The 21642-nt window shown below is 71.3% G+C and carries 22 protein-coding genes; 12 read left to right on the top strand and 10 right to left on the bottom strand.

What is annotated here, in order from left to right; translation table 11 throughout:
- Positions 1-25: 25 nt before the first annotated feature.
- Positions 26-973, top strand: a complete 948-nt coding sequence (locus ABEA33_RS05970; RefSeq protein WP_345525770.1) for a GNAT family N-acetyltransferase — start codon at positions 26-28, stop codon at positions 971-973.
- Here ABEA33_RS05970 and ABEA33_RS05965 read toward each other — a convergent pair.
- Complete coding sequence (locus ABEA33_RS05965; protein WP_345525769.1) at positions 970-1935, bottom strand: DUF389 domain-containing protein; 966 nt, start codon at positions 1933-1935, stop codon at positions 970-972. The two genes, ABEA33_RS05970 and ABEA33_RS05965, sit on opposite strands and share 4 nt — an antisense overlap.
- 206 nt (positions 1936-2141) lie before the next feature.
- On the opposite strand from ABEA33_RS05965, the gene aspS reads away from it, so the two are divergent.
- Both aspS and ABEA33_RS05955 read left to right on the top strand, forming a co-directional pair.
- Positions 2142-3431, top strand: a complete 1290-nt coding sequence (gene aspS / locus ABEA33_RS05960) for an aspartate--tRNA(Asn) ligase (protein ID WP_345525768.1) — start codon at positions 2142-2144, stop codon at positions 3429-3431.
- Positions 3428-4630 carry an AGE family epimerase/isomerase gene (locus ABEA33_RS05955; RefSeq protein WP_345525767.1) on the top strand — a complete coding sequence of 401 codons (1203 nt, stop codon included), beginning with the start codon at positions 3428-3430 and terminating at the stop codon, positions 4628-4630. The genes aspS and ABEA33_RS05955 overlap by 4 nt, the downstream gene beginning before the upstream one ends.
- Before the next feature lie 3 nt (positions 4631-4633).
- On the opposite strand, the gene ABEA33_RS05950 is transcribed toward ABEA33_RS05955, so the two are convergent.
- Genes ABEA33_RS05950 through ABEA33_RS05930 form a run of 5 tightly spaced genes read right to left on the bottom strand, consistent with a single transcriptional unit; the run spans position 4634 to position 8381 of the window.
- Positions 4634-6370, bottom strand: a complete 1737-nt coding sequence (locus ABEA33_RS05950; RefSeq protein WP_345525765.1) for a VanW family protein — start codon at positions 6368-6370, stop codon at positions 4634-4636.
- A 9-nt stretch (positions 6371-6379) separates the two neighbouring features.
- On the bottom strand, positions 6380-6715 hold the full coding sequence (locus ABEA33_RS05945; RefSeq protein ID WP_345525764.1) for a DUF6113 family protein: 336 nt from the start codon (positions 6713-6715) through the stop codon (positions 6380-6382).
- Between the two features lie 5 nt (positions 6716-6720).
- The gene (gene mshB / locus ABEA33_RS05940; protein WP_345525762.1) at positions 6721-7629 is read right to left on the bottom strand and encodes an N-acetyl-1-D-myo-inositol-2-amino-2-deoxy-alpha-D-glucopyranoside deacetylase; all 909 of its coding nucleotides are present in this window, start codon (positions 7627-7629) and stop codon (positions 6721-6723) included.
- A 52-nt stretch (positions 7630-7681) separates the two neighbouring features.
- Positions 7682-7978, bottom strand: coding sequence for an SPOR domain-containing protein (locus tag ABEA33_RS05935; protein ID WP_345525761.1), 297 nt, complete (start codon positions 7976-7978; stop codon positions 7682-7684).
- Between the two features lie 4 nt (positions 7979-7982).
- Positions 7983-8381 (bottom strand): (deoxy)nucleoside triphosphate pyrophosphohydrolase, encoded by a 399-nt coding sequence (locus ABEA33_RS05930; protein WP_345525760.1) that lies wholly within the window; start codon positions 8379-8381, stop codon positions 7983-7985.
- A 25-nt stretch (positions 8382-8406) separates the two neighbouring features.
- Between ABEA33_RS05930 and ABEA33_RS05925 the strand changes: the two genes are divergently transcribed.
- From ABEA33_RS05925 to ABEA33_RS05915, 3 genes are all read left to right on the top strand, one after another.
- Positions 8407-9306, top strand: a complete 900-nt coding sequence (locus ABEA33_RS05925) for a hypothetical protein (protein ID WP_345525759.1) — start codon at positions 8407-8409, stop codon at positions 9304-9306.
- 72 nt (positions 9307-9378) lie between these two features.
- On the top strand, positions 9379-9843 hold the full coding sequence (locus tag ABEA33_RS05920; RefSeq protein ID WP_345525758.1) for a VOC family protein: 465 nt from the start codon (positions 9379-9381) through the stop codon (positions 9841-9843).
- 38 nt (positions 9844-9881) lie between these two features.
- On the top strand, positions 9882-10064 hold the full coding sequence (locus ABEA33_RS05915) for a hypothetical protein (protein WP_345525757.1): 183 nt from the start codon (positions 9882-9884) through the stop codon (positions 10062-10064).
- A gap of 328 nt (positions 10065-10392) precedes the next feature.
- Here the strand turns inward: ABEA33_RS05915 and ABEA33_RS05910 are convergent, their stop codons facing one another.
- The gene (locus ABEA33_RS05910) at positions 10393-10551 is read right to left on the bottom strand and encodes a hypothetical protein (RefSeq protein WP_345525755.1); all 159 of its coding nucleotides are present in this window, start codon (positions 10549-10551) and stop codon (positions 10393-10395) included.
- Between the two features lie 5 nt (positions 10552-10556).
- Complete coding sequence (locus tag ABEA33_RS05905) at positions 10557-11381, bottom strand: thioesterase family protein (RefSeq protein ID WP_345525754.1); 825 nt, start codon at positions 11379-11381, stop codon at positions 10557-10559.
- A gap of 42 nt (positions 11382-11423) precedes the next feature.
- Between ABEA33_RS05905 and ABEA33_RS05900 the strand changes: the two genes are divergently transcribed.
- Genes ABEA33_RS05900 through ABEA33_RS05890 form a run of 3 tightly spaced genes read left to right on the top strand, consistent with a single transcriptional unit; the run spans position 11424 to position 14100 of the window.
- Positions 11424-11780: a YidH family protein gene (locus ABEA33_RS05900; RefSeq protein WP_345525753.1), complete on the top strand. Its 357-nt coding sequence runs from the start codon at positions 11424-11426 to the stop codon at positions 11778-11780.
- Positions 11777-13213, top strand: coding sequence for a hypothetical protein (locus tag ABEA33_RS05895; protein ID WP_345525752.1), 1437 nt, complete (start codon positions 11777-11779; stop codon positions 13211-13213). The genes ABEA33_RS05900 and ABEA33_RS05895 overlap by 4 nt, the downstream gene beginning before the upstream one ends.
- Positions 13210-14100, top strand: coding sequence for a phosphatase PAP2 family protein (locus tag ABEA33_RS05890; protein ID WP_345525751.1), 891 nt, complete (start codon positions 13210-13212; stop codon positions 14098-14100). The genes ABEA33_RS05895 and ABEA33_RS05890 overlap by 4 nt, the downstream gene beginning before the upstream one ends.
- 72 nt (positions 14101-14172) lie before the next feature.
- On the opposite strand, the gene ABEA33_RS05885 is transcribed toward ABEA33_RS05890, so the two are convergent.
- Positions 14173-15678, bottom strand: coding sequence for an acyl-CoA synthetase (locus ABEA33_RS05885; RefSeq protein WP_345525750.1), 1506 nt, complete (start codon positions 15676-15678; stop codon positions 14173-14175).
- Between the two features lie 351 nt (positions 15679-16029).
- Here ABEA33_RS05885 and ABEA33_RS05880 point away from each other — a divergent pair, with 351 nt between their 5' ends.
- Positions 16030-18174: an MMPL family transporter gene (locus ABEA33_RS05880; protein WP_345525748.1), complete on the top strand. Its 2145-nt coding sequence runs from the start codon at positions 16030-16032 to the stop codon at positions 18172-18174.
- A 33-nt stretch (positions 18175-18207) separates the two neighbouring features.
- On the opposite strand, the gene ABEA33_RS05875 is transcribed toward ABEA33_RS05880, so the two are convergent.
- Entirely contained in the window at positions 18208-19188 is a 981-nt protein-coding gene (locus tag ABEA33_RS05875; protein WP_345525746.1) for a hypothetical protein, read from the bottom strand.
- A 189-nt stretch (positions 19189-19377) separates the two neighbouring features.
- Between ABEA33_RS05875 and ABEA33_RS05870 the strand changes: the two genes are divergently transcribed.
- Positions 19378-21288, top strand: coding sequence for a fibronectin type III domain-containing protein (locus ABEA33_RS05870; protein ID WP_345525745.1), 1911 nt, complete (start codon positions 19378-19380; stop codon positions 21286-21288).
- A 112-nt stretch (positions 21289-21400) separates the two neighbouring features.
- Positions 21401-21642, top strand: a 242-nt coding sequence (locus ABEA33_RS05865) for a hypothetical protein (protein WP_345525744.1), incomplete at its 3' end; no start/stop codon positions are given.

The following is a 21642-nucleotide window of genomic DNA, read 5'->3' as shown; positions in this document are numbered from 1 at the left end:
TACGCCCACAGCCTAGTATCCCGACGTGTCATCCGCCGACCGACCTCACGATGTGACCAAGCATATACTTGGTCCACACATCATCGGGCAGCGCGTCGTCGTACGACGGGTGCTCCGCGGGGAGACCGGACCGAGCGGCGGACCGGCCCTCACGGACCTGCTCGGCACCTGCCTGTCCTGGGGCGACGGCGTCTGTGTCGTGCAGCCGGAGACCGGCCCGGCGGTGACGATCGCGCTCGCCGACATCGTCTCGGGCAAGCCGGTCCCGCCGCGTCCCTCGGCCCGTCATCGGGTCACCCCGCTGGCGGCCCAGCGACGAGCGCTCGCCCTGTGGCCGGACCTGACGACGGAGCCGCTCGGCGACTGGACCCTGCGGCACTCCCCGACCTCGACGGCCCGGCGGGCCAACTCGGTGCTCGCGGTCGCGCCGTCGGGCGTCGACGGCGACTTCGAACGGGTCGTCGAGTTCTACGCGTCGCGGACCGGGCGACCGATCGCGGCCGTGCTGCCCGACTCCCCCGAGGACGCGCTCTTCCGCGGCCACGGTTGGGTGCTGGAGAGCAACGACGCCGACACGCTCTTCCAGATCGCTCCGGTGGCTCAGGCCATGCGTTCGCTGCGGGGGTCTCGACAAGCTCGACCATCGGTGGAGACGGCGTCGTACGACGAGGACGGCGACGTGGTCACTGTCCATCTCGGCGAGAGGGCTCTGGGCGTGGCGGCGTACGGCGACGACTGGGTGGGCTTCCGCGGCATCGAGGTGGCGCCCGAGCACCGCCGCCAGGGTCTCGGCGTGGCCGTCATGGCCGCGCTCCTCGACTGGGGTGCCGAGCGCGGCGCGACGACGGCGTACCTGCAGGTGCTCGGCGACAACGTCGCGGCCCTCGGGCTCTACGAGCGGCTGGGTTTCGTCACCCACCACGCCTACCGCTACCTGGCGCCGCCCACCTCCACCACCGGGCGTCCCACCTAGTCGAGGTCGGCCTGGCGGCCGAACACCCGCTCGGACCAGGCCGTGAGCGGGGCCCACCACCGGCGCATCAGCACCAGCACGACAGCGCCGGCGATGACCATGCCGGTGATGTTGACCGCGAGCTGGGCGGCCGACCCGCGGATCTCGCCGGCGTCCAAGAACGCCAGTCCGAGGGCCAGGTTGCCGGCGGCGGGGACGGTCGTGACGCTGATGAAGACGCCGACCATCGTCGCCGACCGCGACACCGCGAGGGCGAGGGCCCCGGCCGCGCCGGCCAGGAGGGCGACGATGAACGACCACTCGTCGGGGTGCCAGATGAAGCCGGTGTTGGGTCGCGGTCTGGTGACCTCGTCGAGCGTGATGAGTCCCGTCCAACGGCCCATCAGCGACAGCAACGCGATCACCGCGACGGCGAACGCGAACGCGAGGACCAGGAGCCGCATGCCACGGTGGACGAGCCCCGACCGGCGCAGCGCGATGCCCGCGCTGACAGCGGCGACGGCGCTGTACTCCGGGCCGACCACCATCGCCCCCACGACCAGCACCGCGGAGTCGGTGATGACGGCAACCGCGGCGAGCGCGACCGCGATCAGCAGGAACACGTGGAACGACACCGTCGGCACGGCTCCTGCCTCGGCCTCGGCGACGACTGCCTCCCAGATCACTGCGTCGTCGGGATGCCCGGGCGCCGCGGCCTCGAGCCGGCGTGCCGCCTCGAACGGCGTGCCGGTCGGCGTGGTCACCACGATCCCGCCGGCGCGGTCGAGACCCAGCCCGTTGAGACGGTTCAGCAGCACGCCCGCCTTCTCGCGGGCGACGTCGCACTCGACCAGGTCGCCGACGGGCTGGAGGACGACGCCTTCCTGGAGGGTGACGTTGGTGACCCAGTCGAAGTCCCGCAGCAGGTGCACGACCTGTTTGGTGAGCGTCGGCGGCGACGTCAATCGGAAGTGCACGACCACGCGCCGCAGCGTACGCTGACGACGGTGTCTCGAGGCCTGACAAGCCTCCCGCGAGCCGGCGGAGATCAAGATGCCCGTGCGTACGACGAACTGACGAGAGGCCAGGCCCCTGCTGCGGCAGAGTTCCCTGGCGAAGATGTGGTGGCACCGCGAACTTGCCCCCGCCCACATCTCCAGGGCTTCCGCTCTCCCTGGAGGTGAACCTCATGAAACGCACGCCCCCCGCACGCACACTCAGCGCAGCACTCCCCCACGCCACGTCCGGCGAGACCGTCCGGCTGCAAGGTTGGGTCCATCGGCGACGTGAGCTGGCCACCGTCGCCTTCCTCGTCGTCCGCGACCGCAGCGGCCTGGCGCAGGTGGTCGTCCGCGACGGCAGCGCCCTGCCGCCCGAGGAGACGACCGTCGAGGTCGTCGGTACGGCGACGGCCAACCCGCAGGCGCCCGGTGGCATGGAGCTCACCGACCCGGTGATCACGCCGCTCACCGAGCCGGCCGCGACCCCGCCCGTCGAGCTCTGGCGCCCGGAGCTGAACGCATCCCTGCCGACCCTGCTCGACCACGCGCCGGTCACCTGGCGGCACCCCGCTCAGCGCGCCCGGTGGGAGCTGGCCGCCGCCTCCGTCCGCGGGTTCCGCGCGACCCTGGACGCGGCGGGCTTCACCGAGATCCAGACCCCGAAGTTCGTGGCGTCGGCGACCGAGTCCGGCGCCAACGTCTTCGAGGTCGACTACTTCGGGCGCCCGGCGTACCTCGCCCAGAGCCCACAGTTCTACAAGCAGCAGCTCGTCGGCGTCTTCGAGCGGGTCTACGAGGTGGGTCCGGTCTTCCGCGCGGAGCCGCACGACACCGTGCGGCACCTGGCGGAGTACGTCTCGCTGGACGTCGAGCTGGGGTTCATCGACGACCACCGCGACGTGCTGCGGGTGCTGCGCGACGTGATCGCGGGCATGGTCGCCGGCGTGCACGAGCACGCCCCGGGCGCGGCCGAGCGCGCCGGAGCCCAGGTGCCGGTCGTGCCCGCGGAGATCCCGGTGATCCACTTCCGCGACGCGCTCGCCCTGGTCGGGGCAGCGGAAGACGAGCCCGACCTCGCCCCCGAGCACGAGCGCGCGCTGGGGGCCTGGGCGTTGGAGCAGCACGGCAGCGACTTCCTCGCGGTGGAGGGCTACCCGATGGCGAAGCGACCGTTCTACACACATCCCCAGCCGGGCGACGAACACTGGAGCAACAGCTTCGACCTGCTCTTCCGGGGGCTCGAGCTCGTGACCGGCGGGCAGCGGCTGCACCGACCGTCGGCGTACGACGCGGCGATCAGGGCCCGCGGTGAGGACCCGGCGACGTACGCCGCCTACCTGCAGGCGTTCGTGCACGGCATGCCGCCGCACGGCGGGTTCGCGATCGGCCTGGAGCGCTGGGCCGCGCGGCTGACCGAGGTCTCGAACATCCGTGAGGTGACGCTGTTTCCCCGGGACCTCCATAGGCTCACCCCATGATCGAGGAGGAGACGGACCGCCTGCTGGAGTTCGCCCGAGCCTCGGCCCATCCGGACGGCGGCTTCGCCTGGCTCGACGACGACGGCAACCCGCTGTTGGGCCGGCCGGTCGAGCTGTGGATCACCTGCCGGATGACCCACGTCTTCACGCTCGCGCACCTGATGGGCCGCCCGTACGCCGCCGAGCTCGTCGACCACGGCATCGCCGCGCTGACCGGTCGGATGCGCGACGCCGAGCACGGCGGCTGGTGGGCAGCCGTCGACGGTGACGGCCCGACGGTCCGGTCCAAGACGGCGTACGAGCACGCGTTCGTCGTGCTCGCCGCCTCGTCCGCCACGGCGGCGGGGCGGCCCGGTTCGGCCGAGCTGCTGAGGGAGGCCCTCGACGTCCTCGACCGGCACTTCTGGGACGCCGAGGCGGGCATGGTCGTCGAGCAGTGGGACGAGGCCTGGACGGTGCTCGACGACTACCGCGGCGTCAACGCCAACATGCACGCGGTCGAGGCGTTGCTCGCAGCGGCGGACGTGACCGGCGACGCCGGACTGCGCGACCGGGCCCGGCAGATCGTGACCACCGTCGTGCACGGCTTCGCGCGGGCCAACCACTGGCGGATCCCGGAGCACTTCGACGCGCACTGGCGCCCGCAGCTGGGCTACAACCGCGACGAGCCGACACACCCCTTCCGGCCGTACGGCGCGACCGTGGGGCACTGGTTCGAGTGGAGCCGGCTGACCCTCGGGCTGCGCGCCGCACTCGGCGACGACGCGCCCGACTGGATGCTCGCCGACGCGGTGGCGCTCTTCGACGCAGGCGTCCGCGAGGGGTGGGCGGTCGACGGCGCCGCGGGCTTCGTCTACACGGTCGACTGGGACGGCACGCCGGTCGTCCGGGAGCGGATGCACTGGGTCGCGACCGAGGCGATCGCGGCCGCCGCGACCCTCGCGCAGGTGACCGGCGACCCGGCGTACGCCGTCTGCGAGGACGTCTGGTGGTCGTACGCCGACCAACACCTCATCGACCGCGAACGCGGCTCGTGGCACCACGAGCTCGACCCGGAGAACCGCCCGGCCTCGGGCACCTGGGCCGGGAAGCCCGACGTCTACCACGCGATCCAGGCGACGTTGGTGCCCCGACTGCCGGTGTCGCCGGCGTTCGCGGTTGCCCTGCGGGACAGACGACCGTCAGGCACGGCCTGCTGACGGTCAGCCGTCGCCCTTCGGCGGCTTGCAGATCACCGTGTCGGAGGCGATGTAGCTGGTGTGGAACTTCTCGGACCTCTCCACGGCGTCGCTGCCCGGCTTGTGGAAGTAGCGGGTGACGTCGACGTCGAACCCGTCGTACCCGGTGTTGGGCACGCAGTCCGAGGTGTTCTGGGTCTGGGTCTTCGGCGACCGGTAGTTGTAGCGGCCTGACGTCTTGCTGGTGATGTCCCACGTCTTCGTGGAGTACATCGAGACGGTGACGACGCCCTGCGAGGACCCGCTGCCCGGCTGCACGGTCGCGTGGACGAGCACGCCGTACTTCGTGTCGTTCTGGAACCGGAGGTCGACCGCTCCCCAGGCCACGGTGGCCTCGCGGCCCTCCGGGTAGCGATCGATGTAGACCGAGTGTGGCTTGTGCTCGATGTCCTTGAGGCCGGCGAAGTACATCGCGTTGAAGGTCGTCGTGGCCATCTGGGAGACACCGCCGCCGAGGTCCTCCTTGAAGAGGCCGTTGCTGATGATGAAGCCGGTGGTGAAGCCGTTCTCGACGGTGCGCTCGCCCACGATGTCGTTGAGCGAGAACGTGTCGCCCGGCTTGAGCACGGTGCCGTCGATGAGCTCCGCGGCCCGCCCGATGTTGACGTTGCGGTACTCCGCGTAGGGGTAGTACGTCGTGAAGGTGGAGACCCGCTCCTTGATCTGCAGGGCCTCCGCGTCGGCGGTCGTGAAGTCCGGCTCCGCGACCGTCGCCTCGACCTTCATCTCGCGGTCGTCCCCGGCGCTGGCGGCCAGCTGCAGGAAGGCGCTGCTGACGGCCTCCGGGTCGAACGTGACCCCGGGCTTCGCCGGGACGACCTTCGGCTTGCCGTTGACGAGCTTGACCGTGGCGTCCACCGCCGCGTCCTCCTCGCCGACTCCGGCGGCCACCAGCTTCGCGAGCTTGTCGACGTCGAGGTCCGGGACCAGGGCGCCGCCCTCGGCCTTCATCCCGAGCGCCGCGGAGAAGTCGCGGGGCTGGAGCTGGACCGGTGAGTCGCCGAAGACCAGCGTGACCGGGCCGGACATGGCCGGGTTGGCGAACGTCTCCAGCGCTGCCTGGACGTCGGCCTGGTCGATGTCGGGCTGGACCTCGACGGTCTCGAGCTCGGCGACCTCATCGTCCTCGGAGAGGTAGGAGCCGAGGATCGCGGTCCGGGTCGTGTCCGGGTCGAAGCCCTCTCCCGGCGCCGGGTCTGTGGTCACGACCCGGCCTCCCTTGAACGTCACGGCACCGTCCGTCGCCGGCGTGCCGACGCTGTCGGCCAGGCCGTCGAGGGCCGCCTCGAACGCGGGCTCGTCCACGGTCACGACCGGGTCCTCGTCGTCCCCTCCGGTCCAGTAGTTCCAGAGGTGCGCCGGTGACCAGCTCTTCTCCCCTCCGGCCTCCGCGACCGTGGCCGCCACGTCGACGGTGAGGCCGGCGTCCGTCGGGTCGACCGTCACGGACTCACCTTCGACGCTGACCGGAATCGGGCGGTCGACGCGGTCCGCCAGCCCGGCGGTCAGCGTCTCCTCGGCCTCCGCCGGGGTCTGACCACCGATCTCCACCCCAGCGACGGTGGTGCCGCGGGGCAGCTTGTCGCCGGCCAGGTAGTACGCCGCGGCGTACGCGCCCGCCGCGAGGAGCAGCAGCCCGCCCAGGAGGAGGATCACGACCTTGCCGCCGGCGGACTCGCGGGCGGTGGAGGGCTTCGTCACGCGGTCATCCTAGGGAGCGTCCGTTGGCGGTCCGCCGGGGCGGGGCAGCGTCGCGAGTCCAGCGACGAGCAACACCATGCCGAAGGCGAGCACGCCGTACCCCTGCCAGTCCTGGCTGACGAGGTAGTCACCCTCGGGCCGCGGCACCGTGAGCCAGCCGACCATGACGACCCAGCCGACCACGAACGCCAACCTGCTCCACCAGCCCGCGGGCAGCGCGAAGACGGTGACGGCGGTCGCCACCAGGGCCAGCACGAACCCCCACACCAGCTCGTGGACCGCGACCGCCGTGAGGCCGGTGACCGCACCCGCCAGCAGCAGCCCGACGGCCACGAGGAGCTTCACGTGGATCAGAGGCCGGCGAACAGGTCGGTCTCGAGACCGTCCTCGCCCAGCTCGCCCAGCTCGCCCTTGACGATCCGGTAGAACTCGACGCCCCACGCCGTGCTGCCGACGTTGTTGGAGAGCGCGAAGAACGGACCGTCGGTGGTCACCTGGGTCGGGTAGGCGCGCAGGGCGTCCAGCTTCTGCTCGACGTGGTCCTGCGCGTCGACGGCGGCCGCGAGGTTGTCGTCGGCGGTGACGAACGGCGGCAGCGGGCCGTCGGGGTCCATGCCCTCGAAGCTCGTCGTGTCGCCGGCGTCGCGCAGCGCCCGGAGCCCGGCGCGCATCCGGCTCTCCGACATCGCGTTCCAGTAGATCTTGGCGATCTCCCAGGGGTCGCCGAGGTCCTTGCGGTACGACGGCACCGCGGCCAGCTGCGCGGCGTACATCGCCACCCGGTGGGCCTGGATGTGGTCGGGGTGGCCGTAGCCGCCGAACGGGTCGTAGGTCGCCAGGACCTGCGGGCGCACCTCGCGGATGATCTCGACCAGGTAGTCGGCGGCGACGGTCAGGTCGGCCGCCCAGAACGCGTTGTCGTGGATGTCATCAGCCGGGATGGCGTAGCCGTCCTCGTGCCACTTCATCCCGCTGTCGCGGAACCGTCCGAAGCCACCGAGCCAGCGGTGGTCGGTGACGCCCAGGACCTGCATCGCGTTGGCGATCTCGCCGCGACGGTGCTCGCCGAGGCGGTCCTCCTTGTCGGCAGCGAGGTGCTCGAGCTCGGGCACCAGGATCTCGCCCATCTCCCCGGCGGTGCAGGTCACCAGCGTGACGTGGCGCCCCTCGGCGATGTACTTCGCCATCGTGGCGCCGTTGCCGATGCACTCGTCGTCGGGGTGCGCGTGGACGAGCAGGAGGCGCTGGTCAGCAGACATGTGGTGATCCTAGGTAGGGGGTCGGACAACGAGTGTGTCCAGTCCCGCAACGTCAGGAGGGGCGCTTGATCTTCCGCGGTGCGGTCGGGAGCTCGAGCGGCGGAGTCGCGACAGGCTCGACCACGGTGGAGTCCGCGACGTCGAGCCAGCCGTCGTACTCGTCCACGAGGAGGTCCAGCACCAGCTCCGGAGCGTCCGTCAGGACAGCCCAGGGGTGGTCCTCGTCGTCGTCCTCTCCGGACAGCCGCTCGCGCTCGACGTGCGCGTCATAGCCCGACGACCGCAACCGGGCGACCACCGCCGCCGCGTCGTCCTCGTCGAAGAAAATGCCCCGGAAGATGCCCCGCACCCGCTCATCCTCCCAGCACGGCCCGCAGGTGCGGGAGGAAGGGCCGGTCCGGCTCCAGCCAGTCGACGTCGTCCAGCTCGGCGACCGTGAGCCAGCGAATCTCGTCGTGCTCACGGGCGTCGGGGTCTCCGTCCTCGGTCAGTACGGCGAGCGCGACCGTCAGCACGTGTCGCTCCCCGATCGGCACCTCGCCCGGGAGCCAGCCGGTGACCTCGACCGCGCAGCCGAGCTCCTCGCGGATCTCGCGGACCAGGGCTGCCTGCGGACTCTCGCCCGGCTCGACCTTGCCACCCGGGAACTCCCAGCGGCCTGCGGCCTCCGGCGGCGTCGTACGACGGGCCGTGAGCACCCGGCCGCCACGCACGATCGCCGCTCCGACGACGGCGATCCTGGCTGCGTCCATGACCGGGGACGCTACCGTTCGCGACGTGCATCTCGCCCGCACAGCCGAGCTGACCACGGAGGTCGACGCCTTCGCCGAGCGGCACGGCGGCCGCGTCGGCCTGGCCGCCGTGCTCGGCGAGCTCGACCGGCGCCTGTGGCGCACCTGGGCGCCCTGCCTCACCCGGCACCGCGCCTGGACCTGGGACCGCGCGGACCGCCGCGACCCCGAGTGGTGGCCGCAGGGGGTGTCGGTGGAGCCGGGCGGGCGCCACGTCGCGGTCTCCTGGTACGCGAAGAAGGGTGGCGTCCGGATCTCCTTCCTGTCGCCGACGAAACGGCGCTACCGCCACGTCACGCTGGTCGTGCCGACGGCATCCGGGCACGAGCCGCTGCGGGTGCACGCCGGCGGCCTGGGCTGGCACGGGTCCCGGCTGTACGTCGCCGCCACCCGAGCCGGCCTCTGGGTGTGCGACACCGGTGACGTGGTGCGGGGCGACGACGGTGAGCACCTGCTGCCCGTCCGCTTCCGGCTCGCACCGGTCGCCGACGACGGCGAGCCGCTGCGGTTCTCGTTCGTGTCGGTCGACGACGCCACCCAGCCACCCAACCTGGTCGTCGGCGAGTACGGCAACCGCCGTCAGACGCGTCGCCTGGCCGAGGTCCCGATCGACGGCGGCGACGCCACCGTGATCCGCCACGACGTCGTACGCGCTCAGGGGGTGGCGCGTGTCGGCGGTCGGCTCTACCTCACCTCGTCCCACGGCCCGTGGGCGCTGGGCTCGGTCTGGTCGGGCGAGACCGGGGGCTTCCGGGAGCGCCGGCGGGCCCTGCCGATGGGGCCCGAGGACCTCGCGTACGACGCGGGCACCGACCGGCTCTGGACGGTCACCGAGCATCCACGGCGCCGCTGGGTGGTCTCGATGCGGCGATCGTCGTTCGGCTGACGCCCTCGCGGGACGTGCGCAGTCGTCTCGGCGGTTGACCCTGACCCCCTGGTGAAGCAGACGATGTCGGGCATGAGCACTCAGTCGCCACGACAGCTGCGTCTGATCATCGAGACCGACGACTTCGATGAGGCCGTGCACTTCTACCGGGACGTCCTCGGGATGCCCGAGCAGCCTGCGTTCGCCTCGGGCGGTGACGACCGGGTCGCGATCCTGCACGCCGGCATCGCGACCATCGAGGTCGCGTCCCCAGTGCACGCGCGGAACATCGACGAGGTCGAAGGGGCGCCGCCGGCGGACGGCGTCGTCCTCAGGCTCGCCCTCGAGGTCGACGACACCGCCACCGCGGTCGCCCTGACCGAGGACGCGGGCGCGACGACGCTCGCCCCGCCGGTCACCACACCGTTCCGCACCCTCAACGCGCGCGTCCAGGGCCCGGCCGGATGGCAGGTGACCTTCTTCCAGGAGCTCGAGAGCCTGGAGGAGCGCGTCCAGCACGAGGGGTTCAGGACCGACACCGACCGCGAGCCGCAGTAGGACGGCTTCGGAGTCCCTCTCGTGGGTACCTGACCGGCATGTACTTCGACACCAAGCCCTGCTCGGTCTGTGGCTCCGAGGTCCGACTGGTTGCTCGTGAGGAGCCCGTCGCCGCAACCGGAGGCCAGGTCGGCGATCCGGACGGCTTCGTCGGGGACGGCGACTCCACCGTCGATGAGCGAGTCTGCACCAACCCGGGGTGCCCGACCAACGCTGGCTGAGGCGGTGCGGTCGTCGACGCCACATGGTGGCGAGACGGCCGAGGACGAACGTGTGAACAACCGAGAAGCCAGGTCAGCCGGTGGAGGTCACCGACCGCCCTCTCCGGCGGTCGAGCCTGTCGAGACCCCCGCAGGCCACCGACCGCCCTCTCCGGCGGTCGAGCCTGTCGAGACCCCCGCAGGCCACCCACCGCCCCCTCCGGCGGTCGAGCCTGTCGAGACCCCCGCACGCCACCCACCGCCCTGCCCACGCTGCGGGGGTTTCGAGGCTCGGCGCTGGCGCGCCTCGCACCTCAACCACCGGGGACGGCGTACCGCGCCTCACACCTCAACCGACGGTGTCGGACATCCTGGCGAGGTGGAGGGTGAGGTCGGCCATCAGCGTCACCCGCTCGGGGAGCACCTCGTCGACCAGCTCGTCGGGGTAGCCGGGCCGGAACCGCTCGTACGCCGCCGCCACGGATCCGAAGCTCAGCGCGCGCGACACGAGTCTCAGCCGATCGGGCGCGGCTGACGGGCGAGTTGGCGACTCTGGGCGACGAGGCGGCCGGCGGAGTCCCAGACCTCGCAGTCCTCCTCGAACATCCCGCCAGCCATGTTGCGGGTCGCGTGCCGGACCTTGAGCCAACCGGGCGCGGGCTTCGCCCGCACGTGAGCGGTGAGCTCCAAGGTGGGTGCCCAGCCCATCATGCCCAGGTCGAAGGTCACCGGCGGCAGCGCGTCCAGGACCATCAGCAGCGTGACCGGGTCGGGCTCGCGGCCGTCGATGAGCCGGAACCACGCCGAGATCTCACCTCGGCCGCTCGGCTGACCGACAGCCCACCCGACCTGCTCGGGGTGGAAGCGCATGTCGAAGCGGCCCATCATCGGGGCCATCTCGAGGATCTCCGGGGGCGCGAACGCATTGGCGACGCACTCGTCCGGCGGCGGTAGGACCGGCTCCTCGGCCGTGGTTCGCACGTCGTCACCCAGCCGGTCGAGGTCGCCGTACGTCGCGAGCGCGGCGATCCGGGTCTCGTCGCCCTGGCCCACCTGTTGGCGCAGCTCGACGGACGCGGTCGCAACACTGCCCCCCTCACGGCGTACGTCGACGGCAACCTCGGCGGGACCGGGTCGTCCGGCCGAGAGGTAGTAGGCCGAGACGGCGAGCGGGTCCGGCTTCGTCGGGAAGCTCGCACGCAGCGCCGTACCGATCACCGCGAGCAGGTAGCCGCCGTTGACGCCGCCACCGACGACCCATCCCGGGTCGAGTTCGGCGGCGTACCTCCCGTCGCCGTTGGACTGGACCTCGGTGTGGGTGTCGAACTCGAACGTCACGCCGACGAGCCTAGGGCGCGACGCATACGGAAGGATGGGGCCATGACGCAACGTCGGCCGCACTGGGTCTACGACGCCGGGCAGGAGCCCGACCCCCGCTTCACGCTCGCCAACGAGCGCACCTTCCTGGCCTGGGTGCGCACCGCGCTGGCGATGCTCGCGGGCGGCGTCGCCCTGCACGCGCTGGGCCTCCCGGACACGACCTGGGTCCGCAACGTCCTCGCGATCGCCCTGGTGCTGCTCGGCGGTCTGGTCACCGCCTTCGCGATGATCCGCTGGGCGCGGGTCGAGCGAGCGATGCGCACGAGCACACCGCTGCCGGCATTCAACCTCGGATTCCTGCTCACCGGCGCAGTGCTCGTCGGCGCGGTCCTGCTCGCCATCTCGTTCGCGGCGTGACAGCACCCGACTGGACCCGGTCCGCGCGCGCCCGGGTCGCGGCCCTGGCTGTTGTCGCGGGACTCTGCTGGCTCCCGTACGCCGGCCGCAGGCTCAGCCCCGACGAGGGCGGCCTGCTGCTGCTGGCCGCACAGTGGTCGCCGGGTTCGTCGCTGTACGGCGACTACTTCGTCGACCGTCCGCCCGGGCTGATCGCGCTGGCCGCTGTCGCCGACGCCGCCGGCGGCGGGTGGGCGCTCCGCGGGCTCGGCATCCTCGCGGTCGTCGCCACGGTGGTGCTCAGCGGCGTCCTGGGCCGGCTCGGTGCACCGGACCGGCCGTCGGCTCCGGTCCTGACCGCCGCCACGGCCGCCCTCCTCACCGCCACGCCTCTCTTCGGCGGCACGGTCGTCAACGGCGAGGTGCTCGGCCTGCCCTTCCTGCTCGGCGGGATCGTCGCGGCGACGTGCGCCGTCCGGTCGGAGTCGGGACATGCTGCGCTGTGGTGGGGTGTGCTCGCCGGTGCCTCCGGTGCCGGCGGTGCACTGGTGAAGCAGAGCCTGCTCGACGTCTTCGTGTTCGTGGTCGTGCTGTGCCTGGTCAGCCGCCGCGCCCGGCCGGTGCTCGGCGTCACCGTCGGGGCCGCGGCAGCCGTCGGGATCGCGATCTGGGCGGCCGCGGCACGCGGCACCGACCCGGGTGAGCTGTGGGATGCCGTCGTGGTCTTCCGCCAGCAGGCCGCCTCGGTCATCGCGAGCTCCGCGACCGACACCACCCCACGGCGCCTCGGCGCGATGCTGCTCGCGCTGGTCGCCACCGGTGCCCCGATCCTGGCCGTCGTGCTCGCCCGGCGGCTGCCGACGCGGGTTGCCCCCGGAGTCGTCGACCTGCGTGGGCCGGCCCTCGCGACACTGGCGTGGGAGCTGTTCGTGGTGCTGGGCGGCGGCAGCTACTGGCTGCACTACCTGATGGGGCTGGTCCCGGGGTTGGTGCTGCTCACCGCCGCCGCCTGCCAGCGGCCGCTGCCCGGGCGGCGCGTCCTGGCGGCGGCGTACACACTGATGGCGGTCTCGGCCGTCGGTGCGCTCGCCTTCGTGGCGGTCCAGCCGATCCAGCGCCCCGAGCACCCGGTCATCGCGTGGCTCGACGATCACGCCACGCCCGGCGACACCGCCGTCGTCGCCTTCGGCGCTCCGAACATCCTGCAGGCGACCGGGCTGCGCAGCCCCTATCCGGACCTGTGGAGCCTGCCGGTGCGGGTGCACGACCCGGAGCTCCACGACCTCGGTGAGCTCCTCGACGGCCCCGACCGGCCGACCTGGGTCGTGATCGCCGGCAAGTCCCTCGGCTCGTGGGGCATCGACGGCACGAACGCCGATCGCATCCTCGCGGATCACTACGACCTCCAGGCGACGACGGACGGCTGGACGATCTACCGCAAGGACGCACAGTGACCCGAAGGACCGCCACGACGGCGTACGCCGTGCTGCTCCTCGCCTGGTGCTGGTTCGTCGGCATCCCCAACGACCCAGCGGGCGTGGTCGTGTGGATCTGGTTCGGCACGATCGCCTGGCAGGTCGAGGAGACCCCGCGCGACCACCTCGCGTTCTGGCGCGACTGGTGGAGGCCGCTGCTGCTGATGGTGCTCTACTGGCTCGGCCGCGGACTCGCCGACGAGGTCGGGATCGCCCCGCACTACTCGATGCCGATCCGAGTCGACGACTGGCTCTTCGGAGGCACCGTGCCGACGGTGTGGCTGCAGCAGAACTGGTGCGGCGAGCCGTGCCTCAAGACGCTCCCGCCGCACTGGTACGACGTGCTCCTGACGACCGTCTACGCCTCCCACTTCCTCGTCGCGCTGACCCTGGCCGGAGTGCTGTGGGTGCGCAACCGCGACGAGTGGGTCCGGTGGCTGCGCCGCTACATCACCCTGCTCTTCGCCGGTCTCGCGATCTACGTCGCCTACCCGATGGCGCCACCGTGGATGGCGGCCCGCGACGGCTACCTGCCCGAGGTCTCCCGGATCACCTCACGCGGGTGGTCCCAGCTCGAAGTCCTCGGAGTCGACCTGCACCGGCAGACGATGATCATGTGGGGCATGGCCAACAAGGTCGCCGCGATGCCCTCCCTGCACTGCGGGATCGCCTGCCTGGTGGCGTTCTACGGCATCTCCCGCCTGCGGCGACCGTGGCGCTGGCTGCTGCTGCTCTACCCCCTGGCGATGGCGCTCGCGCTGACCTACTTCGCCGAGCACTACGTCATCGACGCGATCGCCGGCTGCCTGCTGGCCTGGCTGGTGATGGTGGGCGTGGGCCGGTGGGAGCGGAAGCGAGCGGCCTAGCGGCGCGGGTGCGAGATAGTTGGATGGTTGGCGGCGTCGAACCGTCCAAGGATCTCGTGCGCGCGACACTGGCTATCCGGCGTACTCGTCCCGCAGCTTGCCCTTGACCATCTTCCCGGTCGGCGTGCGCGGCAGCTCGTCGCGGAAGTGGAACTCCCGCGGCACCTTGAAGTGCGCGATGCGCTCGCGGGCGTACGCCGTGAGCTCGGCCGCGAGCTCGTCACCGGGGACGGCCGAGGGTGCGACCTCCACGAACGCCACCACCCGCTCCCCCATCTCGTCGTCGGGGACCCCGATGACGGCGATGTCGGTGACCGCCGGGTGCAGGCTGAAGAGGTCCTCGATCTCCTGCGGATAGATGTTCACGCCGCCGGAGATGATCATGAACGCCTTGCGATCGGTCAGGAAGAGGTAGCCGTCCTCGTCGAGGTAGCCCAGGTCGCCGACGGTCGTCCAGTTGTCGTGCTCGGGATGCTGCGTCGACGCGGTCTTGTCGGGGTCGTTGTGATAGTCGAAGGTCCGCTGCTCGCGCTCGAAGTAGACGGTGCCGACCTCTCCAGGCCCGAGCAGGCCACCGTCGTCGCCGCAGATCCGGACGGTGCCCATCAGCGCCGTGCCGACCGAGCCGGGCTTCCTCAGCCAGGCCTGCGAGTCGATGAACGTCGCGCCGTTGGACTCGGTCGAGGCGTAGTACTCGTGCACGATCGGGCCGAGCCACTCGATCATCCGGCGCTTCACGTCGACCGGGCACGGCGCAGCGGCATGGACGACGACGCGCAGTGAGCTCACGTCGTACGACGCCCGCACGTCGTCGGGCAGCTTGAGCATCCGCACGAACATCGTCGGCACCATCTGCGTGTGCGTGACCCGGTAGCGCTCGATCGCACGCAGCGCGCCCTCGGCGTCGAACTTCTCCATCATCACGAGCGTGCCGCCGAGCGTGTGGATCACGCCGCCGAACCGCAGCGGCGCCGCGTGGTAGGCCGGTGCCGGGGAGAGGTAGACGGTGTCTTCGTCGAACCCGTAGAGGGCACCGAACACGGTGGGATAGACGTAGCCGGGCTCGTCGACGGCGATCGGTGGCAGCGGCGGCTTGATCCCCTTCGGCCGGCCGGTGGTGCCCGAGGAGTAGAGCAGGTCGTCGCCGTGCGGCTGCGCGGCCAGCGGCTCGGCGGTCGCCGCCGCGAGAGCGTCCTCGTAGTCGCCCCCGAACGTCAGCATCGTCGGCATCTCGACGTCGAGGCTGGCCGCCAGCTCCGACTTCGCCGGCGACACGAGCAGTGCCTTCGCACCGCAGTCGCGCACGATGTAGGACACCTCCTCGGCGGAGAGGTTGTGGTTGACGGCAGTGATGTAGAGCCCCGAGCGCAACGCGGCCCAGTAGGCCTCGTACGTCTCGGGACGGTTGTCGGACAGCAGCGCCACCACGTCGCCCATCTCCAGGCCGGCGTCGTGCATCACGTGCGCGAGCCGCAGGCTGCGCTCCTCGAGCTCGGCGTACGTGAGGGTGCGCCCCGAACCGGCCATCACCAGCGCGGGCTTGTCGGGCGTCCGAGCCGCCCAGGTGCCGGGATACATGTCTCGAACCTAGTGGCGCGGGTGCGAAGTAGTTGGATGGTTGGCGTCGTCAGGGTGCGTGCCTCGCAAGGCGGCGGCACGACGGCATACCGGCTGTCTTCCGAGTGCTGCCAACGCAGCGAGGGGCGTGCCATGGCGGCGTCGAACCGCCCAAGGATTTCGTGCGCGCGCCACTAGAACATCAGCGATCCACGTCCCGGTGGCATAGGGACCCAGATCGTCGCGAAATGGTGTCGCATTCGGACTAGTCCGTTCGTCGTACGAGTGACCGATGAGTCCGCAGTCCTTGATCGGTCGGACTAGGGGAAAACCCCGATGCCACTGTCCCCGCCCCCTGAAAGAGTGGACACCATGCACCGTCAGATCGCCGGCAAGCTCACCGGACGCGTGACCAAGTGGATCGTCCTCGTGGGCGTCCTCGTGCTGCTCGGGATCTTCGGGTCCCTCGCCGGCAAGCTCACCAGCGTGCAGAACAACGAGGCCGAGTCGTGGCTGCCCCAGAGCGCCGAGTCGACCCAGGCGATCCAGCGCCTCGAGGAGTTCCAGGACCCGAACGACCTGGTGACGACCGTCGTCTACTACAAGGAGTCCGGGCTCACCGACGAGGACCTCGCCGCGATCGAGGGCCACGGCCCCGAGATCGCGGAGCTCGAGGGCGTCTCGAACGTCATCACCCCGCAGAGCGCCGCGACGGCAGGCATCCCCGCGCCGTACGTCTCTGAGGACGGACAGGTCGCGAAGCTCGACTTCACGATCAACCGCGGTGACGAGCTCTGGGAGGACATGCCCGACGTCGCCGACGAGGTCCGCGACATCACCGCCATCGACGGGGTCGAGGTGTACGTCGCGGGCGCCGGGGGCACGACCGCCGACCAAGCAGCGGCATTCGCAGGCATGGACGGACGGCTGCTCCTGATCACGCTCTGCGCAGTCGTCCTGATCCTGCTGGTCAGCTACCGCAGCCCGGTGCTGTGGGCGCTGCCGATCTTCTGCGCCGTCGTGAGTCTCGGCATCGCGATGGGTGTGCTCTACCTGCTGGCCAAGTACGGCGACATGACGATCAACGGCCAGACCCAGTTCATCATGACCGTGCTGGTGATCGGCGCTGGAACGGACTACGCCTTGCTGCTGGTCGCCCGATATCGAGAAGAGCTCCGCCGACATGAGGACCGGCACGAGGCGATGGCCTACGCGCTTCACCGCGCCGCACCGGCCATCTTCGCCAGCGCCACGACGGTCGTCGTCGGCCTGCTCTGCCTGATGTTCGCCGAGCTCAACTCCACCGCGGGACTCGGCCCGGCCAACGCCGTCGCGGTGGCCGTCACCTTCCTGGTGATGGTGACCCTGCTGCCCGCGCTGCTGGTTATCTGCGGCCGCTGGGTGTTCTGGCCGTTCATCCCGCGGTTCGGCACCGCGGAGCCCACCGAGTCCGGCTTCTGGGCCCGCACCGGAAACCGGATCGCACCACGGCCTCGCACGGTCTGGATCATCACCACCGGTGTGCTGCTGGTGGTCGCTCTCGGTGCCTTGCGCCTCGACACCTCGGGCATCCCCAACGACGAGATCTACGTCGCCGGCCACGACGTCGAGTCGGTCGCGGGCAACGAGCTCCTGGTCGAGCACGGGCTGGTCGACGCGAGCTCCCCGGCCCAGATCGTGGCCAACGCCGATCAGGCCGGCGAGGTCGTCGCATCGCTGAAGGGGATCGACGGCATCGCGGAGCCGGTGGTCGCCGCCGAGGAGAACGGCACCGCGCTGATCCTGGTGAACCTCACCGCCGACGCTCTCGACGATCAGTCGATCGAGGCGGTGCACGAGGTTCGCGACGCGGTGCACGGCGTTGAGGGTGCGGACGCCCAGGTCGGCGGCTGGACCGCCGTCACCATCGACATCGAAGAGGCCTCGGCCCGCGACAACAAGGTCGTCATCCCGATCATGCTCCTCGCGGTGATGCTGATCCTGATGGGACTGCTCCGGGCGCTGACCTCACCGCTGATCCTGATCGGGACGGTGATCCTGTCCTTTGCCGCAGCGCTGGGCCTCTCGGGCGTGGTGTTCGACCTGGTCTTCGACCGGCCGCACACCGACCCCGGGTTCCCGTTGTACGCGTTCGTGTTCCTGGTCGCCCTCGGCATCGACTACAACATCTTCCTGATGACCCGGGTCCGGGAGGAGACCGTCACCAAGGGGACTCGCCGCGGCTCGCTGATCGCGCTCGCATCCACCGGGGGTGTGATCACGGCGGCCGGCATCGTCCTCGCGGCGACGTTCGGAGCGCTGGCCACGATGCCGCTCACGTTCGCGCTCCAGATCGGCACTGCCATCGCGCTCGGCGTGCTGCTCGACACGATGATCGTCCGGTCCGTGCTGGTCACCGCGATCAACCTCGACCTCGGCGGGAAGATCTGGTGGCCCAGCGCGCTCGACCGCAAGCCGCCGGTGGTGCCACCGGCCGAGCCGGCCTCGGAGACCGAGCAGGAGACCGCCGGGGTCTGACGGCGCCCGGACGGCGGCGCGCGTCAGCGCGCGTCAGCCTCGGCGCGCGTCGCCCCAGGCGACTCCGAGAGCCAGGGTCGAGCTCACGCCGAAGTGGTCCATCGCCTCGGACACCCGCCGCCGACCGGTGCGCTCGGAGATCCCGAGCGCCCGGGACGCGGCCTCGAGAGTGGCCCCGCGCTCCATCAGCGTGAGCAGGGAGTCCCAGTCCGCGGTCTCGGAGCGGGCCGGGACAGCTCGCTCCCAGAGGCGTTCGAAGAGCCAGCTCACCATGCCGGCGACGGCGCGCCCACGCACGGCGACGACCGAGGTCGGCCAGGCCTCGCCCCAGGTCATCGGCAGGGCGACCGTCGTCTCGTCGGTGATCCAGAACCAGCCCGGGGGTTCCGGCAGCAGCCGGATCTGCACGCCCGCGTCGAGCTCCTCCGTCAGGCGCTGCTGCGCCTCCGGGTGGACGGCGTCCCCGATCGCGGCGATCACGCGCGCGGAGCTCCCCTCGCCCCGGCTCGCCTCGTGCCACACCCGCTGCATCGCCGGGTCGGCGACGTACAGGCGAGAGGCGTCGGGCAGCACGACGTCGGTGCGGCGGATCGGCTCCCGGCTCTGCCGGAGGTGCCAGAGATCGACGACCGCCTCCGGCCCGTGGAAGACCTCGATGTCGAGCAGGTGCGGGTCGTCGGTGCCGGTGTCCCACTCACGGGCTAGCGCGGGGAGCTGGCCGACCACCTCGGCGAGGTCGGCGAGGTGTCGGAGCATCTCGGCGCCCAGGTCACCCGCGCGCCGTCGTACGACGTCGGCCACGACCTCCTCGGGCGCCGTGTAGCCGATCCGGTCGCCCCGCAGGTCGACGAAGCCCTCGGCGTCGAGCCACTCGAGGTCGCGGCGTACGCCGGCCTCGTCACGCACGGCGAGGGCCGCCAGCTCGGCGACCGTGCCCGCGCGCGAGCGCAGTCCCACCCCGAGCAGCTCGAGAGACACGAGTTCTGCGGAGCGGGTGTGGGGGTCCGAGCGCACCGGGTGATCGTTGCACGCCACTCAGCGAACCAGCCCGTCGCGGCCGGCGCGTGTCCGCAGACGGCCATGGCCGAGATCGGACAGTCCGATGTCGGACATGGCCGCTTTCGGACACGACTCTGCGGAGAAGTTGCCGAAGTATCCGTCACAGCACCCGATGGCGGGTGCGCCGAGACGAGGGATTCAGACATGAAGTCACAACTCACCGGCGGCCTGGTCGCTGCCGCACTGCTCGGGGCCGGGTTGGTCTGCCCGGGCGCCGCGGTCGCCGCCGACCCGAGCGGGTACCCGCACGACCTGGGCTTTGCGCCCAGCAAGCTGATCGCGACCGACGACGCCGTGTACGCCATCGGCATTGACGACGACACCGCCTACGTGGCGGACGTCGGAGCCGGCACCCAGGTCGCGATCGGTCCGGCCTTCTCCGTCGACGCGGCTGTGGAGCCCGGCGGCTCCGGCCTGAAGGTCGTGACCTTCGACGACGACTACCACTACTGGCACGTCGCGACCGACGATCTGCAGTTCGAGGAGGACGGAGAGCCCCAGGAGGGAACCTCCGTCGAGGTTCTCGGCACCGACTCCGTCGGGATCTACGAGGTCCTGAGCGGCGAGACCCTCGACCTGGACCCCTGGGGAGTGGCCCCGGTCTCCCTCGCCGAGAGCGCCACGGCGACGGCCGCGGACGCCCGAGGCGCCGGCGAGGTCCGGAGCTGGTACGTCGCCGGCACCCAGTGGAACGAGGACGAGATCTCCACCGCGACGCTGTGGAGCTACTCCGAGGGCTCCGGCACCGAGGGGGCACCTGTCGCCCTGGGCGCCGAGGGCAACCCGGACGAGTACACGTTGGACGTGGTGGCCGACCAGACCGGCGGCGCCGTCTACGCCCTCAGCTTCCGGGACAACGACGATGCTCCGCAGAGCTACGGCGTCACCGTCGTGCAGGAGGGCCCCGACACCTACTTCCCGCTGCGCTACCGCGCGCAGCAGATCGCACTCTCCCCCGACGGCGAGACGCTCTACCTGGCTCAGAGTGACAGCGTGTTCGCGCTCGAGACCGACCGGCTCGCCGACTACGAGGACGAGACGGACGCGCCCGGCGTCTACCTCGACGCGAGCGTGACCGCGCTGGCGGTCGACGGTGACGGAGATGTCTTCGCCGCCACCGACGACGGTGCCGTGAACGCCTTCAGCACCCCCGCCGCTCCGGCCGACCTGTCCGCCGCGCCCGACACCATGTCGACCACCGCGCTCTTCGCGTCCTGGGACGAGGGCTTGTACTCGTGGGAGCGGGAGGAGGACCCGATCCGGTACGTCTACAGCGTCCGGAACCCCGACGATGTGGTCGTCGCCTCCGGCACGACCTCTGACCAGAACCTCTACCTGGAGGACCTGCAGCCCGGTACGACGTACACGATCCAGGTCGCGGCGAGCAACGGACTGCTCGCCAGCGAGCCCGCCACGGACCAGGTCACGACGCACGGCCGGTACGTGAGCGCCCCCTCGGCCATCGCCGTCCAGGGCAGCCCGACCGTCGGCAGCCAGCTCAGCGTGGCGAGCACCGGCGCGTGGGAGGCCGGCACCGTCGTCTCCTACGAGTGGTACGGCTCCAACGGGGAGATGGGCGGCGCCATCGGCTCCGGTCCGACCCTTCCCCTGACCGCCGACCACCTCGGCATGTCCATCTCGGTCCTCGCGATCGGCACGAAGGCCGACGCGGCCGGCGTCACGATCAGCTCGCCGGCGACCGCCGCGGTCTCGAACCCGCCCACCACGACGCCGCCCACGACGACGCCGCCCGTCACCAGCCCGCCGCCGGCAGCGGCCACGCCGGGCAAGCTCACGGCCCCGAAGCCGAAGATCACCGGCAAGGCGAAGGTCGGCAAGACCCTCACCGCGAAGGCCGGGTCGTGGACCGCCGGCACCAAGCTGACCTACGCGTGGTCGGCCAACGGCAAGCGCATCAAGGGGGCCGACGACAGCAAGCTCAAGCTGACCAAGGCCCTCAAGGGCAAGAAGATCAGCGTCGCCGTCACGGGCACCCTGGCCGGTTACACGAAGGCCACCAAGACGAGCGCGCAGACCGGCAAGGTCCGCCGCTGATCGGTCCCCCCGCCATCCTGCGCCGGCCCGTTCACGGGGGCGGGCCGGCGCAGGAACGACCGACAGGCGACCGGCCGTCCCGGGTCTGGGTGCTGCTGACTAGCCTGAGGTGGTGACCGAGGTGCCGACCCCCCAGCAGGTACGCCGAGCGCTGGCGCGGGCCGAGCGTGGCGCCGCCCTCGACGTCGCCGAGGCGACCGTCCTTCTCGCAGCCACCGGCGCCGATCTCGACCGGCTCACCACGGCCGCCGCCAAGGTCCGCGATGCCGGCTTGGTCGCAGCCGGGCGGCCCGGGGTGGTCACGTACTCGCCCAAGGTCTTCATCCCGGTCACGAAGCTGTGTCGCGACCGGTG

This window comes from Nocardioides endophyticus, assembly GCF_039543845.1.
Classification (GTDB): Bacteria; Actinomycetota; Actinomycetes; order Propionibacteriales; family Nocardioidaceae; genus Nocardioides; species Nocardioides endophyticus.
This window is presented reverse-complemented; position numbering and strand designations above follow the sequence as displayed.

Bases quoted from the DNA above. Each gene is read 5' to 3' on its own strand.
- aspS (WP_345525768.1), top strand. From the start codon at position 2,142: ATGAAACGCACGCCCCCCGCACGCACACTCAGCGCAGCACTCCCCCAC.
- ABEA33_RS05955 (WP_345525767.1), top strand. From the start codon at position 3,428: ATGATCGAGGAGGAGACGGACCGCCTGCTGGAGTTCGCCCGAGCCTCG.
- mshB (WP_345525762.1), bottom strand. From the start codon at position 7,629: ATGTCTGCTGACCAGCGCCTCCTGCTCGTCCACGCGCACCCCGACGAC.
- ABEA33_RS05930 (WP_345525760.1), bottom strand. From the start codon at position 8,381: ATGGACGCAGCCAGGATCGCCGTCGTCGGAGCGGCGATCGTGCGTGGC.
- ABEA33_RS05920 (WP_345525758.1), top strand. From the start codon at position 9,379: ATGAGCACTCAGTCGCCACGACAGCTGCGTCTGATCATCGAGACCGAC.
- ABEA33_RS05915 (WP_345525757.1), top strand. From the start codon at position 9,882: ATGTACTTCGACACCAAGCCCTGCTCGGTCTGTGGCTCCGAGGTCCGA.
- ABEA33_RS05900 (WP_345525753.1), top strand. From the start codon at position 11,424: ATGACGCAACGTCGGCCGCACTGGGTCTACGACGCCGGGCAGGAGCCC.
- ABEA33_RS05885 (WP_345525750.1), bottom strand. From the start codon at position 15,678: ATGTATCCCGGCACCTGGGCGGCTCGGACGCCCGACAAGCCCGCGCTG.
- ABEA33_RS05880 (WP_345525748.1), top strand. From the start codon at position 16,030: ATGCACCGTCAGATCGCCGGCAAGCTCACCGGACGCGTGACCAAGTGG.
- ABEA33_RS05870 (WP_345525745.1), top strand. From the start codon at position 19,378: ATGAAGTCACAACTCACCGGCGGCCTGGTCGCTGCCGCACTGCTCGGG.